The sequence below is a fragment of the Bradyrhizobium sp. cir1 genome (assembly GCF_014198245.1).
Lineage (GTDB): Bacteria > Pseudomonadota > Alphaproteobacteria > Rhizobiales > Xanthobacteraceae > Bradyrhizobium.
The window spans coordinates 90,935-107,422 of record NZ_JACIHE010000014.1 but is presented as its reverse complement, the minus strand read 5'-3'; the positions used below and the strand labels follow the sequence as shown (position 1 = coordinate 107,422).

Annotated in this window: 14 protein-coding genes; 3 read left to right on the top strand and 11 right to left on the bottom strand. The window is 63.6% G+C overall.

Annotated elements, in window-relative coordinates; genetic code table 11:
- Positions 1 to 54: 54 nt before the first annotated feature.
- The 6 genes from GGD63_RS25695 to GGD63_RS25670 form a co-directional block, all read right to left on the bottom strand.
- Entirely contained in the window at positions 55 to 3,645 is a 3,591-nt protein-coding gene (locus GGD63_RS25695; protein ID WP_183245945.1) for an S-layer family protein, read from the bottom strand.
- Between the two features lie 614 nt (positions 3,646 to 4,259).
- A complete protein-coding gene (locus GGD63_RS25690) occupies positions 4,260 to 5,057 on the bottom strand; it encodes an adenylate/guanylate cyclase domain-containing protein (RefSeq protein WP_183245944.1) in 798 nt (265 codons plus the stop codon).
- 109 nt (positions 5,058 to 5,166) lie between these two features.
- Positions 5,167 to 5,376: a hypothetical protein gene (locus tag GGD63_RS25685; RefSeq protein ID WP_183245943.1), complete on the bottom strand. Its 210-nt coding sequence runs from the start codon at positions 5,374 to 5,376 to the stop codon at positions 5,167 to 5,169.
- A gap of 1 nt (position 5,377) precedes the next feature.
- Positions 5,378 to 5,602, bottom strand: coding sequence for a hypothetical protein (locus GGD63_RS25680; protein ID WP_246785633.1), 225 nt, complete (start codon positions 5,600 to 5,602; stop codon positions 5,378 to 5,380).
- Between the two features lie 558 nt (positions 5,603 to 6,160).
- The gene (locus tag GGD63_RS25675; protein WP_183245942.1) at positions 6,161 to 7,351 is read right to left on the bottom strand and encodes an adenylate/guanylate cyclase domain-containing protein; all 1,191 of its coding nucleotides are present in this window, start codon (positions 7,349 to 7,351) and stop codon (positions 6,161 to 6,163) included.
- Positions 7,352 to 7,562: 211 nt separating this feature from the next.
- Positions 7,563 to 8,147: a HutD family protein gene (locus GGD63_RS25670; RefSeq protein WP_183245941.1), complete on the bottom strand. Its 585-nt coding sequence runs from the start codon at positions 8,145 to 8,147 to the stop codon at positions 7,563 to 7,565.
- A gap of 210 nt (positions 8,148 to 8,357) precedes the next feature.
- Between GGD63_RS25670 and GGD63_RS25665 the strand changes: the two genes are divergently transcribed.
- A complete protein-coding gene (locus tag GGD63_RS25665; RefSeq protein ID WP_183245940.1) occupies positions 8,358 to 9,170 on the top strand; it encodes a class I SAM-dependent methyltransferase in 813 nt (270 codons plus the stop codon).
- Between the two features lie 30 nt (positions 9,171 to 9,200).
- Here GGD63_RS25665 and GGD63_RS25660 read toward each other — a convergent pair whose 3' ends face one another.
- Together GGD63_RS25660 and GGD63_RS25655 are read right to left on the bottom strand one after the other, a co-directional pair.
- Positions 9,201 to 10,760, bottom strand: coding sequence for a L,D-transpeptidase (locus tag GGD63_RS25660; protein ID WP_183245939.1), 1,560 nt, complete (start codon positions 10,758 to 10,760; stop codon positions 9,201 to 9,203).
- 287 nt (positions 10,761 to 11,047) lie between these two features.
- Positions 11,048 to 12,484, bottom strand: coding sequence for a lipopolysaccharide biosynthesis protein (locus tag GGD63_RS25655; RefSeq protein WP_183245938.1), 1,437 nt, complete (start codon positions 12,482 to 12,484; stop codon positions 11,048 to 11,050).
- Positions 12,485 to 12,747: 263 nt separating this feature from the next.
- Between GGD63_RS25655 and GGD63_RS25650 the strand changes: the two genes are divergently transcribed.
- On the top strand, positions 12,748 to 13,836 hold the full coding sequence (locus GGD63_RS25650) for a glycosyltransferase (protein ID WP_183246040.1): 1,089 nt from the start codon (positions 12,748 to 12,750) through the stop codon (positions 13,834 to 13,836).
- The gene (locus GGD63_RS25645; protein ID WP_183245937.1) at positions 13,833 to 14,900 is read left to right on the top strand and encodes an endo-1,4-beta-xylanase; all 1,068 of its coding nucleotides are present in this window, start codon (positions 13,833 to 13,835) and stop codon (positions 14,898 to 14,900) included. The genes GGD63_RS25650 and GGD63_RS25645 overlap by 4 nt, the downstream gene beginning before the upstream one ends.
- Positions 14,901 to 14,903: 3 nt before the next feature.
- On the opposite strand, the gene GGD63_RS25640 is transcribed toward GGD63_RS25645, so the two are convergent.
- The 3 genes from GGD63_RS25640 to GGD63_RS25630 form a co-directional block, all read right to left on the bottom strand.
- Positions 14,904 to 15,854 (bottom strand): DUF6492 family protein, encoded by a 951-nt coding sequence (locus GGD63_RS25640; RefSeq protein WP_183245936.1) that lies wholly within the window; start codon positions 15,852 to 15,854, stop codon positions 14,904 to 14,906.
- A gap of 139 nt (positions 15,855 to 15,993) precedes the next feature.
- The gene (locus GGD63_RS25635; protein WP_183245935.1) at positions 15,994 to 16,149 is read right to left on the bottom strand and encodes a hypothetical protein; all 156 of its coding nucleotides are present in this window, start codon (positions 16,147 to 16,149) and stop codon (positions 15,994 to 15,996) included.
- Positions 16,150 to 16,157: 8 nt separating this feature from the next.
- On the bottom strand, positions 16,158 to 16,424 hold the full coding sequence (locus GGD63_RS25630) for a type II toxin-antitoxin system Phd/YefM family antitoxin (protein ID WP_183245934.1): 267 nt from the start codon (positions 16,422 to 16,424) through the stop codon (positions 16,158 to 16,160).
- Positions 16,425 to 16,488: the final 64 nt, after the last annotated feature.

Below are 16,488 nucleotides of genomic sequence, written 5' to 3'. Positions count from 1 at the left end.
TGGCTCGTCTGGCGGCCGGCGCTCACTGCCGGTCTCTAGACGCGCCGTCGCGGGCTACACATGGAGCAGCAGATCCTGTATCGGCGTGGTATCGCCGTCGCCGTCGACAATCTGGAACGAGAAGTCGAGGTTGGCGTCGATTGTCCCACTGGTATTCTGCACGAAGCCGATGTCCACGATCTTCAGGACATCCTGCTCGTTGCCGAAGCTGGCGTCGGTGAAGCTCTGGAGCGTGAAGGCGCCGTTCTGGACGCTGCCGCCATTGGCTCCAACCGCGCCGTTCAAGTTGATGCCGGACCCTGTCAGCCCATTTGCGGACTGCATGATCTGGATGCCTTGGATTTGGTAAGTCTCGCCCGAAAGGTTGTAGTCGTTGGCTTCGATAACCACGAGGCCATCATTGTTGTCGAGCGAGAACTCGGTGTTGTACGGGAATGGAACCTGTCCGGTCTTGAAGATGTCCGCATTGTCGACCGTGATGGCCCTTGTGATCTCGTTCCCGTTGGCGTCCTTGAGGTCCAAGATCAGAATCAGGTCTTCACTGCTACCGATGCCATCAAACTTGATGGCAACTCCGGCAGCTTTCGCTGTCGGGTCGGTCGCCTCGTTGGCGATACCAACGTTGCTGTTGAAGAACCTCAGTGTCAGCAGCTCGCCCTGCTGGATCGTGTCACCAGCGACGCCATTCGTGGCCTGAGTTGCGCTCACCCAGTCTTCGTGGGTGTTGGTGACCATGTCGTGGGTGGCACCGCCGTTGTTGAATGTGGTGTCGCCAACAGGCGCTCCGTCGCCGGTCGAGTTAAAGCCGAAGCCGATCTTTTGGGTGATCGAGTTCGCGGTGAACTGCACGTAGAAGTCCTCGTCCACTGCCGTAGTCGGGTCGTCCGCAGCGAGCCGCTCCACTACGATTTCGGGGTGTCCGGTGTTGCTCGTAGGTTCCTTGGACAAGAGCTCGGCGGTGTGCAGCACGTCGAAGCTGAACCCGTCGATTACGTCGTTCAAGGTGAACGTGTAGGTGTCGGCAACCTTGTCAAAGACAAGAGTGCCGCCCGCCGTAGCGTCCTGAACGCCCGCCGTGATCGGGTCCGCGTCGTAGTGGAATGAGAAGTTGAACGACGCAGAGGTAAGGCTCTCTGACGCGAGTGTCACCACGGCGTTAGTGATGTTGGGGTTCTGGGCGTTGGCAACTGTACCCGTCAGGGTAATCTGCACACCTCCGAGGATCGTATCGGCATCGACAAAGTCGCTCACACCCGCCAGATACTCCGCGGCCGTGTGCTTGTCCGTCATGTCGTAGCCGAAGGTCCCGCTGGCCGTCGCTCCCGCGGTGTTGCTAATCTGCTCCGGGGTTTGGATGCCGGGAGCGGCGGGGTCAGCATCGAACGGAGCCGTGATGATCGGATCGGTGTCGTTGAAGGTCAGCGACAGCCCCGCGCTCGTGCTTTGCGACGACGTGGAGTCATTGTCGCCGTCGGTCACCGTCACCGTCGCCACCACGTTGATCAGGCCGTTGAGGTCGAGCGTGTTGTCCTCGCCTGGACCTTGCGTATTCGAGTGCTCAAGCGCAACCAACGATGTCAGCGTTACCGTCGTGCCGGACAGCGTCACCGTGAACGCGGTCGCATCGAGCGTGGTGTCGTTGTCGCTGTCGTACTTGCCCGAGATCTGGGTGGCTGAATCGGCCACCAACGTGATCGCATGGTTGCCTTCCGTCGTCTGCAGCCCGGTCGCCGCGTTCACCAGGGATAGCACGTAACTGACATCCGACGTGTATCCGTCGACCGCGCTCGCCGTGAAGCCCGGAGCCGTGATCGTCGCCTGGCTCTGCCCCGCAGCCCCGCTCGCCTCGGTCACCGTGGCGGAGCCAACCACCGGCACGGCCGTGACCGAGAGCGACGGATCGGTGTCGTCGAAGGTCAGCGACAGCCCCGCGCTCGTGCTTTGCGACGACGTGGAGTCATTGTCGCCGTCCGTCACCGTCACCGTCGCCACCACGTTGATCAGGCCATTGAGGTCAAGCGTGTTGTCCTCGCCTACACCTTGCGGCGAGTTCGAGTGCTCAAGCGCAACCAACGATGTCAGCGTCACCGTCGTACCGGACAGCGTCACCGTGAACGCGGTTGCATCGAGCGAGCTGTTGCCGTCGCTGTCGTACTTGCCGGAGATCTGGGTGGCCGAATCGACCACCAGCGTGATCGCGTGGTTGCCCACCGTCGTCTGCAGCCCGGTCGCCGTGCCGCCCGCCAGGGCCAGCTCATAGCTCACATCCGTCGTGTAGCCGTCGACCGCGCTCGCCGTGAAGGTCGGCGGCGTGATCGTCGCCTGGCTCTGCCCGCCAGCTCCGCTCGCCTCCACCACCTCGGCGGCGCCAACCACCGGCGCGGCCGTGATCTCGAGCGTCGGACCGTCATCGTCGAAGTTGATGAACGAGCCGACCTCTTCGGTGTGGGCGTTGGTGCTCGTCACCGAGTAATGGAACTCGGTGATGTCGCACCCCTCGTTGGCATCGACCCCCGCGACCTGCAGCCGATCCATTGGGCTGGCGGTGGTGATATCGACGGTGGTGACGTTGTCGAGCCCGGTGATGGTGACGGCGTTCCCGGTGCCGCTAAGCCCCGTGATGGTAACGTTGCCGCTTCCCGTGGCATAGGTGCCGTCCGCGGTGATGATGGAAGCAAACCCCGATGCGCCGGTCAGCTTGATGCTGGTGATGTCCACGGCGGTGGTCGCGGTGCCGTCATAGAAGTTCGAGCCTTGGTCATTGCCGGTATTGTTGAAGGCACTGATCGTGATGTCCACCCGCTTGTCCGGCTGAGAAGGCGTGATCTGGTTGATCGTGAACCCGGCCTGCGTGATAGTTTCTATATGGCTGCCGTACTGAATCTCCGAGGCATCAGTACCTGCGGGCTGGGTACCGCCGGTCACGAAATCGACCTGGAGCGTTTCGCCCGGATTGATGCTCTGGTTTTTGACGCCGAAGCCCTGTTCACTCACGTTGGCGGTTAGACCGTTCAGACCTATCACCAGAACCTGCTTGGAAGCGTCACTGGACGAATCGATCAGGTAGAAATCACGATTGCCGGGCGCGGCGTTCGAGCCCAGGAAACTGACCGTGGAGGTACCCTCGACCGAGGCGAACACCTTGTCGGTCAGGTCGATGCGGTCGTCCGGGTTGGTATCATCCGGATGGAACAGCGGCACATACTGCACCGTATAAAGGTCCGCATGGGTGGCGCTGGTGCTGACCAGTGCGAACGAAAACGCCAGCGGTCCGGTCGGATCGGGCGCGGCGTTCGCGTCAGAGGTCCCGATGACGCCGATCACTACGTTGGCATGGGTGGCGTCCTGGAATAACCAGACGTAGTTGCCATCGACTGTCTTGATGCCGCTGTTCACGCCCACGGTGGTGGAAAACGGAGTTCCGTTGGAATCCTGGGTGAGAACGACCGAGGTGATCGTTTCCCCCGCGCTCGCCGAGGCCACCACGAAGTCGGCCTGGACGGCAACCTCCGGTGAGGTCAGCCCGCCCGCACTATCAAGACTGAGGAGATACGTTACGGTCGAATTGCTGACGCTGCTGTCATCGTCCTGAAGGCCGGTGGTCTCGTCGATGACGAGTTCTTGAGTCGTGATGTCGAGTGCCATTGTATTCTCCTATCGGTTCAGCATTGGATGCCGAGAGCCATAAGACCGACCGCATCCTGGCGGGCGACCGGCCCCGAAATTCCTGGGTGACGGAAATTCCATGCGCCGGCTCTTCGGCGATCCACCGCGTTTGCCACGAGGAGCCGTCGGCTCGTTGAGAACGATCTGCCAAAGGAAATGGGGCGTAGCGAAGCTTGCGCCTACTTCGCGCTCGCCCTTGCTACCCTGCTTGAAGCGTCAGTGCGGAAAACGAGCACCGGCAAGAAAATGATCAAACACTTTTGCATGCTATGCTCCCTCGATCTGCTGCAAACCGCTTCGAAGGCAAGTGGAGAAGCAAACGAGATGCCGTAGCTGAAATTGCAACGCCAACGCATACGAAGCGGTTCTGCCCGCGTGATCAAATGTAAAATCTGCAATCGCTGACGCGAGGCAAACCCAGGCGTCGAAGTTCCTAGTAAGATCGCAAGAGAGCTCCCGGTAAATGGGCGAAAAGGTGGTACTAACTTCGAGGTGGGGCACCTCGCCGCACGATGACAGGGACAAGGACAGCATCGCTGCACACTCGTGCAGATAGTGCTCGATGATGCTCTACAGCCTGCAGCGCCATCCCCTCACCCTTCCACCCGGTACAGCCTCCACCGCTCCGGCACGCCCTTGAGCCGGTGCACGCCGTGATCTTGCAGGCTGATCGCGGACTGCGCCTTCAAGAGCTCCTTCACCGCGCTCGAGACCAGGACCTCGCCGGCGCGCGCCTTGGCGGCAATGCGGGTGCCGATGTGGAAGGCGAGGCCGACCATTTCGCCGCCGCTGATCGTGTATTCGCCGGCGTGCAGGCCCACCCTGATCTCGAGGCCCAGCGTGCGCACGGCCTTCTGGATCGCGGTCGCGCAAGTGATGCCGGCGGCGGGCGCCTTGAAGGTCGCCAGCACACCGTCGCCGGTGGTCACGACTTCCTTGCCGCGCGAGCTCTTCAGCTCCCTGCGCACGGCGGCGTAATAGTGGCCCATCACCTTGGTCCAGCGCGCATCGCCGAGCTTGGCAGCCTTTGCGGTCGAGCCGACAATGTCGACGATCAGGATGGTGGCGAGCGCCTGCTTGAGCTCGGCGCTGCCTGCGGCCGATGGGCGCCGGTTCGCGATGGCCCCGGTCAGCGGTTCATAGCGGTGGTTGCGTCGCCGCGCGATCGCGGCCCGGGCATAGTCCTGGGCGCGCTGCGCCGTGCGGCAGCGGATCGTCTTCTCCTGCGGCACGCGCGTCCAGTAGACCGTTCGCACGGCACCCGTGCCATGCACCTCCACGGCGCCCCACTTCAGGAAGATCGTCGAGCCGGCACGCCTGATGCACCACGCCTTCGACGTGTACCCTGAGACGTTCGACTGATGGACACCGATGCGAAGGAATTTGGGCATGAACGAGCGGCTGATCGCAGGACCGTCTGGGCGACTTGCGGTCAAGCGTAGTGGCACATGCTCGCGTTGGCAACGGTGCTTCCGGGCTCGCTCCTCCGTTCTCCGCATCCTAGGCGCCCCTGCCGTTCTGCTTGCCGATCGTGCAGCGCCATGCAGCCAGACGCTCGGCCGGATGCTGCGCCATCCATTCGGCGAGCTGCGGCGCGCCCATCAGGCAGGACTGCATCGTCACGTCGGCGAAGTCCGAGGTCGTGACGATCTGTTCATGACAGTCCGTGGGAGAGGAAAGGCGACAGAGCACGGCAATGATCCGGATCATCTCACGCAAGCTCCTTCGACCAGTCGTACCCGGCTTTGGCGGCCGAGCGCGCCACCGACCTTTCTGCATCGGCGCTTGAGGCCTTTTCGGCGCGCCGCTGATAGTCGCCGGCGAGAATCTTCAGCCGCGCCGCAACCGCATCGTCGGTCATGCTTCGGGCCGCGCGGAGCAGGCTCTGCGCCGTTTCCATATAAGCCTTGCCTCGTCGTGACATCTGGAGCGTCATGGGATCCTCACGCGGTTCTCTGCAAGCGCATCGAACGCGATCGGAAAACGGCCCATCCAGTCGCGGTCATCCCGGCGGCGCGTGGCGAAACGTTCGACGCACTTCTTGGAGCAAAGAGGCCTCCGCCAGGCGTAGTACCGAACGAGACCGAATCTGCCGTCGCAGACCGCGCATCGCCCGGTTCGACCATGAAGATTTTCGGAGCAGGTTGGCATCGAAGCCTCCTCTTGTTGTCACGCCGGATGTCGCCAATCACCTCTTCTGTTGCACCGGGACCTGTCTCGGTTCCCGATGAAGCGGCGGCACTCGTCGTCTGAGCCGCCAACGACATCAGCTTACGAGTCCCGCGCAGCGATCTCTTTCAACAAGACGTCCTCAATTGCCCATCCGCACGACGCGCGACCCCGCGCATGAAGCGGTGGCAGGCAAACGTGCGTTTGCGCAACCGGCACGATCCGGGAAACGCCGCGAGGAGGCGTGATCGCGGGGCGTTCAAGCCGGCCCCGCCGGGAAGGTGACATGGAGACGAGTGACGACGACCGCGCGGTCTCGCGCGTGTCAGCCCGCGAACGCAAACAGCTCGATCGGGTCGCTGAAACCGCGCACCTCGTATTTGCCGACCCGCTCCAGCTCGAACTTCGGCTGGACCTGCTCGGCAAAGTCGCGCGACAGCAGCACGTTGCGCCCGAGCTGCTTGGTGAGCGCCTCGAGGCGAGAGGCCATGTTGACGGCGGGGCCGATCACGGTGAAATCGAGCCGGCTCGAAGATCCGATATTGCCGTACATGACGTCGCCGACATGGACGCCGATGCCGTAGTTCAGGGGCGCGCGGGCGCTGCTCTTGTTGCGCTCGTTCAGCGCGGCCATGGCTCCCCTCGCTTCGCTCACGGCATGCAGCAGGTTGGCGCAGGCATCCGGCTGGCTCAGCGGAAAGATGGCGAGCAGGCCGTCGCCGATGAATTTCAGGATCTCGCCGCCGTGCCGCGCGATCGGCTCCGACATCGCGTCGAAATAGTCGTTGAGGAGATCGATGACGTCGTCGCGCGGCCAGTTGTCGGAGATTTTTGTGAAATCGCGCAAGTCGCAGATCATGATCGCGGCGCGCACCGTGGTGCCGGTGCCGCGCCTGGTGGCGCCGGCCAGGATCAGCTCGCCGGCATGGGCGCCGACATAGGTCTCCAGCAGCGTTCGCGCCAGGCGATTCTTGATGCGGATCTCGCTGACCAGCGCCAGCACCGGCAGCACGTTCTTCAGGGCCGCGATATGGGCATCGTCGAAACCGCCGGGACGATCAGTCGCGAAAGTGACGAAATGGCGCTTGCCGAGCGTGTGATGGAGCGGCCAGGCAACGTAGTCGGTCAGGCCCTTCGCGCGCATCTCGTCATAGAGCGCATGCTTGCGGCCGAGCGACGGATCGCCTTCGAGCTTTTCGCGGAGCTCAGTCGCGCCGTCCATCATTTCGTTGATAGGACTGCCGATGAACTCGGATCGCTCGAGCACGTCGAAGTCGACCCGCGTTATCTTCGCCTCGCGCATGCCGTCCGACCACATGAAACCGGCGCCGAGCCATTGCGGATGCTGGATCCGGATGTGCATCGTCGACCGCTTGAGCGGAATGCCCGCCTGCTGGAGACGGATGCACATCTCCGCGAAGATATTGTCGATGAAGCGCTCGTCGCGCGTGCCGTTGGTGAGCCAGTGGACGACGCCGTCGGACAGCGTGGGGGGATTTTGGTGTGGCGCGTTCATATCCGGCCCCTTCGCGGCGGTCTGCATCGGCAGGAGATATAGTGCACGGGCCGGGCCGCGCCAACCTAGCCAGTTGCACGGATTGCGCGCATCCCGAGGGCGGTTGCAGCCTAAAGCGCAATGAGATTAGGATTAAGCGTCATCGCGCTTTAGGTTGTTGTTTACGCATGATCTTTCCGGAAAACCGCTTCGCACTTTTCCGGATCATGCTTTAGCCGACGGGCTGGATCGACGCCAACACGGCCAAGCCTGAAACGAGCGCCAGACCGGACGCCTCGGTCAGCTCGACCTTCAGCGTGCTGCCGTCGGGAACGAGGATATCCTCGCTATTGAGACGAAGGCTGCAATCGCCGGAAACCGCGTAGACGAGATGCGTGCCGGCGGACAATGGCCGCTCGCCCGGTTCCCTCAGCGCTGCAAGCTCGATCTCTGCAGCTCCCCGCCGCGCCATCAGGTTCACGACCTCGACGGGACCTTGCTCGAGCGCGGTCACGATCTCGAGTTCGCCGGTGAAGCGCACCGTCGTAAAAGGTTCACGCTCGTCGAATTCCTGCATCGGCGATTTCAGCACCAGCCCGCGGCCCTTGACGACCATCTGCAGGCGGTCGATGCCGGGCATGTAGGAGAACGGACCAGGCGTCACGATCGGCGTGGACGCGAAGCGCCAGAGCAGGCTGTCCCAGTCCTTCACCGGGCTGTCTGCACGATGGGCGCCCGTAATGTCGGTGAGAATGCCGCCGCCATTCTTCCAGGGCGAACGGGTGTAGTCTTCGGGTTTCAGCAGCGTGATTTTCATGTGTTGGGACTGTCCGAGCGAGGCATGTGTGCGGATGTAATAGCACATCATCGTAGCCCCTCGCCTTCACTCGGCCTTGCCGCCTTTCAGCTTCGGCAGGGTCTCGACGATCTTCTGCTTGCCGTCGATGATCTCGGCAAGGAAGCTGGCGCGTTGAGAGGCGATCCGTGATAGATTGACTCTCGTGTCCGAACCTTCAGCGAGGCAAGCATGTCCGACACTGACAAGGTTTTCGCCGGCTCGATTCCGAAAATCTACGACGAATATCTCGTCCCGCTGATCTTCTCCGTCTATGCGCAGGACATCGCACGGCGCGTCGCCGCGCGCGCTCCTTCCGTGCTGCTCGAGATCGCCGCGGGCACCGGCGCAGTGACGCGCGCAGTGGCGGCGGCGCTGCCGCGCGGAATCCGTTATGTCGCGACCGACCTGAACGAGCCGATGCTCGCGGTCGCCGCGCAGCGCCAGGCGAGCGATGATCGCATCACCTGGCGTCAGGCGGATGCCACCGCCCTGCCCTTCGGCGATGGCGAGTTCGACGTCGCCTGCTGCCAGTTCGGCGCGATGTTCTTTCCGGATCGCGTCAAAGCTTATGGAGAGGTGAAGCGCGTCCTGAAGCCGGGCGGCACGTTCGTGTTCAACGTCTGGGATCGCATCGAGGACAACGTGCTCACGCATGAAGCGACAGTCGCGCTCGAAAAGCTGTTTCCCGACGATCCGCCCCGATTCATGGTCCGGACGCCGCACGGCTATCACGACAAGGCCGTGATCAGAACCGACCTCGAACGTGCGGGCTTCCACGACATCACAATCGAATCGCGATCCGAGATCAGCCGCGCGCCGTCGGCCGAATACGTCGCGATCGCGCTCTGCCAGGGCACGCCGCTGCGCAGCGAGATCGAGGCAAGGGATGCCAGCAAGCTGCAGGCTGCAACCGATATCGTTGCCGACGCGATCCGGACGCGGCATGGAGCCGGAGCGGTCGAGGGCAAGATCCAGGCGATCGTGATCGAAGCGCGCCGGTAATCGGCCTCAGCCCGGCGCGCGCAGCGTGCCTTACCACCAGCTCCGCTGCATCGGCTGCGTCGATTGATAGTACGGGTACTGGCCGCGCTGCCGGCGCGGATTGACCGGTTGCGCGTACGGATCGCGCTGCTGGAAGAAGAAGCCGAAGCCGTTGCCGCCATTGTCCCAGCCGTCGTCGCTGGCAATGTCCATCGGCGCGGTCGGCTTGCGCGTGATGAAGCCGCCCTGGGGATGGTTGCTCAGCACCGCGACGAACTCGGTGCGGTAGTTGGTCTCGCTGCTCAGCGGCTCGTCCGAGATGATGATCGAGGAGCGCGGCAGCGCGGTCGGACCGATGCGATCCCAGACGTCCTGCGGGATGGTGATGCGGTCGAGCGCGTCCTTGGCGTCGTCGCCGTTTTCGATCGTGACCACGCTCCAACGCAGGCCCGTGTCGGTCTTCGCCATCGCCGTGAAGATATGCGTGCCGAGCGGCTGGTCGGGATTGCGGATCGTGACGGGGACCTCGATGCTGGTGTCGAACACCTCGCCGCCGCCATCCGGCGCCGGCTTGTGCGTGTTCCGCCGCACATAGAGCTTTTGCGTCGCGCGGCTGATGTAGACCGACACCGGCTCGAGCGCGAGTTTTGCATCGGTCGCTGCCTTCACCGCATCGGCCTTCCTGGCCGCCGCCGTCTTCGCGGCCTCCTTCGTCGCGGCGACGGCGTCACGCTTCGGCTGCGCCGCGGCCTTGGCGGCATCGAGCTGCGTCGTCGCGTCGGCGGCCCTGGCGGCCGCCTTCTGCTTCAGCTCCTCGGCCTTGGCGCGGGTCTGATCGGTCTTTGCATTCGCAAGCGTCTTGTCGGCGAAGGCGAGCTCGGCGTCGGCCCGGGCCTTCTGCTGCTCCAGCTTGCGCAGCGATGCCGGGAGCGAGGCCGCCTCCTTCGCGGCCGCGGCCGCAGCCTTCTTGGTCTCATCGGCGGCCCGTATGGCCTCCTCGGCCTCGGCGGAGAGCTTGTCGATGCGGCCCGGCGCCGCCGCGATCGCCTCCCGCTTCGGCACGAACAGCGAGGGATGGGTGAAATCGACCGGAGCGGCGTCATTCGGCGAGATGATCACCCGCATGCCGATGTTGGTCTTGTCGAACAGACCCTCGGCAAAGCCGAACGGCATGCGCACGCAGCCATGCGAGGCGGCGTAGCCCGGAAGCGGCCCACCATGCAGCGCGATACCGTTCCAGGTGATGCGCTGCATGTTCGGCATCCAGGCATCGTCATACATGGTCGAGTGGTGGTCCTTGTCCTTCTCGACGATGGCGAAGACGCCGGCCGGCGTCTCGCGTCCCGTGGTGCCGGTCGAGACCGGCGCGCGCAGGATCCAGCCGTCGGCATCATAGAAGGTGACCTGCTGGCTCTTGATCGACACGACCGCCATGATCGGCTCGCCCGCCTCGCGCTGCGCCACCGCCTCGGCTGGCTGACGGGCCTGCTTGGCTGCGGATGCCGGGCCCAGCGTCGCGAATGCGACCATCGCGGCCAGGGTCACAATTCCGGGAGGCACCCAACGCCGCATCGCCACGGTGGATTGCGCCGTTGTCATCAGGTTTTTCATGCCATCCTCGGTCGAAATGCCAGTCCGCGCGTGCCGGTCAAATCTCAGTTTGCGATCTCTGAATTAAGAAATCACAGCCGCCATACGTTCCGTCTGTGGCGATATTCGGCACGCTCCGGCGGCAAATCTCTCATATACGACGGCCTGCACCGGCGGAAGGGCGCTTGCGGCCCAGGCTGGTCCGGAGCTGGCGGTCCACCGCTGCGGCAGAATGTCCGGGGACTGGCGGCGGTTGCAGCCGGCCCGGCCGACGTCAGGGCGGCGAGACCACGCCGGACAGAGGCGCGCTACACGCCCAGCGCCTTCCGGTTAAAGGTCCGCAGCACACGGAGCGACAGCGTGCGCACATTGGCGACATTGAGCAGCCAGGCCGCCGCGGCATAAGCGAGACCGCCGGCAAGGCTCACGATGGTGAGCGCGACGAAACCGGTGCCGTCGATCTGCGTTCGCGCGACCAGGATCGCTGCCGCCATCACTGCTGCGGAGGCGGCCACGCCGGCGAGGCGGCTCGCGTCGAACGGCACCGGATGGGCACGGTGCATCAGGACGACCGCAACGACGAAGCCGATCACCTCGGTCGCGAGCGTCGCCAGCGCGGCGCCATTGATCCCGTAGCCTGCCACCAGCGCGAACATCAGGACGATGCTCACCGCCAGCGTGAGGAAGGACTGCGCCGCCAGCATGAAGGGACGCTCGGCGAGCTGAAAGCTGATCTGGACGTAGAACTGGTTGGCGATGCCGAAGAAACGGGCGAGCACCAGGGTCGGCAGCAGTGCCGACACGCCGGCACGGAAATCGACGCCCACGAGCGTGCCCGCAACCTGGTCGGTTGCGAGCGCCAGCCAGATCGCGACGGGTGCGACGACGACGAGCAGCAGCTCGAGGCTCTCGGTCAGCCGCTCGCGCGTGACCTCATTGTTCTTCTCCGACAGCGACCGGAACACCAGGGGCACGGTCGCAGCGGCGACGCTGGACGCGATCATCACCATGAACTGGCGCGGCAGGTCGGCGGCAACGCCGAAGATGCCGGCGGCGTCCTTGCCGAGGAGATAAGCGACGATGAGACGGTCGCAGCTCGAATACAGCGCGACCGAAAGTCCGGCCAGCGTCAGCGGCAGGCCGTAGCGCGCGAGCTGCATGAACTGGCTGCGCTGGAAGCGCGCGATCCTGGTGCGGTCGCCGACGAGATTGAGAATGATGCCGGTGAGCGAGCCAAGGCCAAACGCCGCCAGCAGGCCGAGGCCGCCCCAGCCCAGCCAGATTCCGGCGAGCCCGAAGCCGACGCTCGCCACGCTGCGCACGATCGAGATCGCGGCGAAACGATAGGGCCGCAGCTTGGCGCGCTCGAACTCCTGGCCGACATCGACCGCATTGGCCATGATCGCGACGAACATGCTGGCGAGCAACAGCTCGACACTCACATCGCTGCGGAACAGGAACACGAGCGGGGTGGTGGCACAGAGCACAGCGACCGTGAGCCCGAAGGCGACCATCGCCGTGCCGCGAAAATCCACCTCCGCCGACATCGCCTGATAACGCGACACCGACAGCTTGATCCAGGCAAAGAAGATCGCGCCGAGAATGCCGGCAAGGCTGATGCCGACGACATAGACACCGTATTCCGCCGGGCTCAGGAGCCGCGTGTAGGCGGTGACCGCGAAGAAGCCCACCGCCGCCGGCAGGATGTAGGCCACGAGGTAAATCGAGAAATGGCGGTTCAGCATGCGAGCACGGGACCGGCGGCGCCTTGAAGATTAACGGGACGTTAAAACAGTTGGCCTTTGCTGCGGCCGTCGCACCAGCGCCGCGAGCGCCGATCAAGATAGTCGCATAAGCCTGCAAATCGGATCGCGAATGAAACGTGTCAGCGGTTATCGCGCGTTAGCGTTAAATTTGCCCTGTCCTTGTAGGAACCGGCGCGATCACAGAAAAGAAGCAATGATATCAAAAGGTCGCCCGACCCATCCGATGCGTGGACGTGACTGACATGGACGTTGCCGAACGAACGCGGGCGCACCCGACCTCCCGGCCGCATGGCGGCACCGACGCTCCGCTCGTTCCGGCGGATTTCGGCTCGCAAAACCGCGAGAGGATGGTCCTCAACCTCTTCTTTGAAGAGCGCGACGACCGCTGGCTTCCCGGTGATCGCCACATCCGGCCGCTGCTGCGGCGCCTGGTCAAGGGCGAGTCCTTCATCAGCGGACAGCGCCGCGTCCTGCTCAATCTGTGCGCGGGCCTCGACCGGCTCGGCATCCGCTACCGCGTCAACGACTATCGCTACATCCAGAAGCACCCCGAGGAGCTCGCCTGCATCATCGGGCGGCCGTTCGTGCTCGACTGGTTCAAGTGGAAGAACCCGCTCCTGCTCGGCGTCGCCATGTATGACCACCCGGTCGATGCACCGGAACGCCTGAACGACCTGCAGGTGAAGCGCGTCCTGGTGCCGTGCAGATGGTACGCCGACATGTTCCGTCCGCACTGGCCCCATGTCGACGCCTGGCCCGTCGGCATCGACACCGACCTGTGGACGCCGACACCGGCCGACCGCAAGAGCGTGGACGTGCTGCTCTATGACAAGGTCCGCTGGGATTACGAGCGATATGAGTCCGAACTGATCGAACCGATCCGCAGGCATCTCGAAGCCGGCGGCCGCACGGTCGAGGTGATCCGCTACGGTCATTACAAGGAAGACGACTACAAGGCGGCGCTGGCGCGTTGCCGCAGCATGATCTTCCTGTGCGAGCACGAGAGCCAGGGCATCGCATGCGAGCAGGCGCTGTCGAGCGGCGTCCCCGTCTTTGCGTGGGATCGCGGCGGGCCGTGGCAGGATCCGAAGTATTTTCCGCACAAGGTGCGGTACGAGGGCGGCGTATCCTCGGTGCCTTATTTCGACGCACGCTGCGGCATGACCTTCGCCGACGCCGCCGGCTTCATCTCCGGCTGGAGCGCGTTCTGGTCGCATGTGAACGCCGGTGACTTCGCGCCGCGCGACTATGTGACCGAAAATCTGACGCTCGAGAAGGGCGCGCTTCACTATTACGAGATCGCCGAAGCCGTGATGCAGAACCACGCGTGACCAGGCTCGACAGACGCGAATTTCTCCTCGGCAGCGCCGCGACGTTCGCGGCGGGCGTCTCCGCGTCAGCGTTACCGGCCTCTAAAATCGCCCAGCGTCGTCCGGGCTTTGGTGCTGCGGCAACGCTCTGGGACCTGCAAGCCGATCCCAGGCTCGGCGAGGCCATCAGCACCTATTGCACGCAGGTGGTTCCGGTGCTCGAGCTGAAATGGCCGATGCTGCGGCCGGACGCGCACACCTTCGCCTTCGAGCGCGCCGATGCGATCCTGGACTTCGCGCGGGCGAACGATCTGACCATGCGCGGACACGCGCTCGCCTGGTATCACGACATTCCGGACTGGACCAAGCAGATCAAGGACGCCAAGGGCGTCGAGCGCGCGTATCTCGACCACATCGGCACTGTTGTGTCCTACTACAAGGACAAACTGACGTCGTGGGACGTCGTCAACGAGCCGATCCCGGACAACCCGAAGGGGATCACCGACCGGCGCGATACGTTCTGGACGCAGCATCTCGGCAAAAGCTGGATTCCGCTGGCGTTCCGCACGGCGGCCGCGGCCGATCCATACGTAAAGCTCGCGATCAACGAATACGACATCGAATCGGTGAAGGACTCCTTCATCGCCAAGCGCGCGGCCTACCGCAACCTCATCATGGAGCTGCTCGACCAGGGCGTTCCGCTGCACGCCGTGGGACTGCAATCGCATCTGCATGCCGAGCTCGAGATCGACACGCATGGCCTCGCCGAATTCGTCACCGAGCTGCGATCATGGGGGCTCGAGGTGCTCGTCACCGAGCTCGACGTCGACGACCAGAAGCTGACGGGCAATCCGGCGGAACGCGACACCATCGTCGCCAAGCGCGTCGACGATCTGCTGACGGCCGTCTCGGCCAGCGGACCGGTGCGCTCGATCCTGACCTGGGGCATCTCGGACCGCTACAGCTGGATCAACGGCACCTTTGCCCGCAAGGACAAGCAGCCGAACCGTCCGCTGCCGCTCGACGGCGAGTTCAAGCCGAAGCCGTTCCTGGACGTCATCAGCAAGTTCACGAAGGACGCCTGAAGGCTAACCTGCCTTCGGCGTCTCGAACGCGGGTGCGTCCCCGATCTGATCGGGAGCCAGGCTCGGACTGCGCCTGTCAGCCGAGTTCAGCCTGAACACGTCTCGGATATCCTCGATCGAGGTCGACGAATAGGACTGGATGCAGAGCGCGACCTGCTCGGGGGAAGCTGCGCGCATCATCGCCTCGATCGCCGACCGGTCCAGGCGGGTGTCGTCCCAGTGCGACACCGCGATGCTGTCTTCCGTCACCCGATGGGCCGCCAGATGCGTCGGCGAACTGGCGACGAAGTTTCCGTAGAGCAGGTATTCCGAGAACTTCTTCATTCGGCACAGCGCCAGAGCCCAGCTCAGGCCCGTCGCCGACTTGATGGCGTCGGTCATCGCGCGCGCGGTGTCCTTGTCCCAGACCAGCGCGTTGCCGACATAATCGTCGGCCGGGAACGAGCGCTCCTTGACACCGAGAAGCTGATCCACGGTGCGCAGCCACAGCACATGCAAGGGATGGTCGGCGTCGATCCCCTTGCGCGTGACGAAGAGCGGCGTCTTCTCAGCCCCGGCATACCGGCCGACGTCGAACTCGCGGAAGAACAGATTGTCCGAATCCAGGATGCAGACGCGCTGCTCGGGCGCATTGAGGACGCCGGCGATCTTCAGGATCTGCTGGATGTGCCAGCCGTGCACGGGCGACGACAGCAGCGACAGCCAGACGCGTCGTTTGCTGATGAACTGGAGCGCCGGCGGCAGCGCGAACAGCCATTTCGGCAAGTAACGCGAGGCCGGAACGATGACGCGCTTGTCGGACGCGAAGCGCGCGAACAGCGGCACGTCCTCATCGTTAACGAGAACATAATGCCGCGTGTATCCCGTCAGCCAGGTGTCGATGCTCTCGCTGAGCAGCGAAAAGCGTTCGATATCCTTGGCATAGCTCGCAGTCAGCAGGGCAACGGAATGCATTGGGCGCGCTCGAATGGCGATCTGGCCGCACTCATAGCCGCACCGCGAGATGCTGGAAACTCACAAACGGAATCAAGGTAAAATGAAACGAAGCGTTAGCCATCCGACGGCAGCCTTGCTTCGAGAGTCTGCCGGACAGCTACGACCTCGTACGTGGCGGCAGATAGCGCACATTCTCCATCTTCAACCGCTGGTTCTTCAACTCTTCGACGAGCCGGTCGCGAACGCTGCGGGCCCATTGATAATCGAAGCGAACGACCATGCCCGGTTCAGGTGCCGGCAATTGCTCGCTCAAGCCGTCACCTAGTCCAGCAGCTTGTCGAGATGATCATGCCGGGAATCCATCTCGACATTGGCCAGATCCTCCGCCAGATCGGCGGGCAGTTCTCCGATCCTGTAGACCCTCGCGCTGGCGGCTTGTTCGAGGCGGTTGAACTCATCGATGGACATCATGACGTGCCGCCGGCGACCGCGATGCGTGATCGCAATCGGTGCAACGAGGGCTGCGTCCTGGACCTCGCCTAACCGCCTTTGCAGATCCTGCGCACTGAACTCCTTTAGATCCCGCATGCCTCACCAGATCACATCAAAACCGCGAAATATGTAATTCATATATTCCATGTATTCAACGGCG

Bases quoted from the DNA above. Each gene is read 5' to 3' on its own strand.
- GGD63_RS25680 (WP_246785633.1), bottom strand. From the start codon at position 5,602: ATGACGCTCCAGATGTCACGACGAGGCAAGGCTTATATGGAAACGGCG.
- GGD63_RS25690 (WP_183245944.1), bottom strand. From the start codon at position 5,057: ATGCCCAAATTCCTTCGCATCGGTGTCCATCAGTCGAACGTCTCAGGG.
- GGD63_RS25630 (WP_183245934.1), bottom strand. From the start codon at position 16,424: ATGCGGGATCTAAAGGAGTTCAGTGCGCAGGATCTGCAAAGGCGGTTA.
- GGD63_RS25695 (WP_183245945.1), bottom strand. From the start codon at position 3,645: ATGGCACTCGACATCACGACTCAAGAACTCGTCATCGACGAGACCACC.
- GGD63_RS25640 (WP_183245936.1), bottom strand. From the start codon at position 15,854: ATGCATTCCGTTGCCCTGCTGACTGCGAGCTATGCCAAGGATATCGAA.
- GGD63_RS25655 (WP_183245938.1), bottom strand. From the start codon at position 12,484: ATGCTGAACCGCCATTTCTCGATTTACCTCGTGGCCTACATCCTGCCG.
- GGD63_RS25660 (WP_183245939.1), bottom strand. From the start codon at position 10,760: ATGAAAAACCTGATGACAACGGCGCAATCCACCGTGGCGATGCGGCGT.
- GGD63_RS25675 (WP_183245942.1), bottom strand. From the start codon at position 7,351: ATGAACGCGCCACACCAAAATCCCCCCACGCTGTCCGACGGCGTCGTC.
- GGD63_RS25670 (WP_183245941.1), bottom strand. From the start codon at position 8,147: ATGAAAATCACGCTGCTGAAACCCGAAGACTACACCCGTTCGCCCTGG.
- GGD63_RS25650 (WP_183246040.1), top strand. From the start codon at position 12,748: ATGGACGTTGCCGAACGAACGCGGGCGCACCCGACCTCCCGGCCGCAT.
- GGD63_RS25665 (WP_183245940.1), top strand. From the start codon at position 8,358: ATGTCCGACACTGACAAGGTTTTCGCCGGCTCGATTCCGAAAATCTAC.
- GGD63_RS25685 (WP_183245943.1), bottom strand. From the start codon at position 5,376: ATGATCCGGATCATTGCCGTGCTCTGTCGCCTTTCCTCTCCCACGGAC.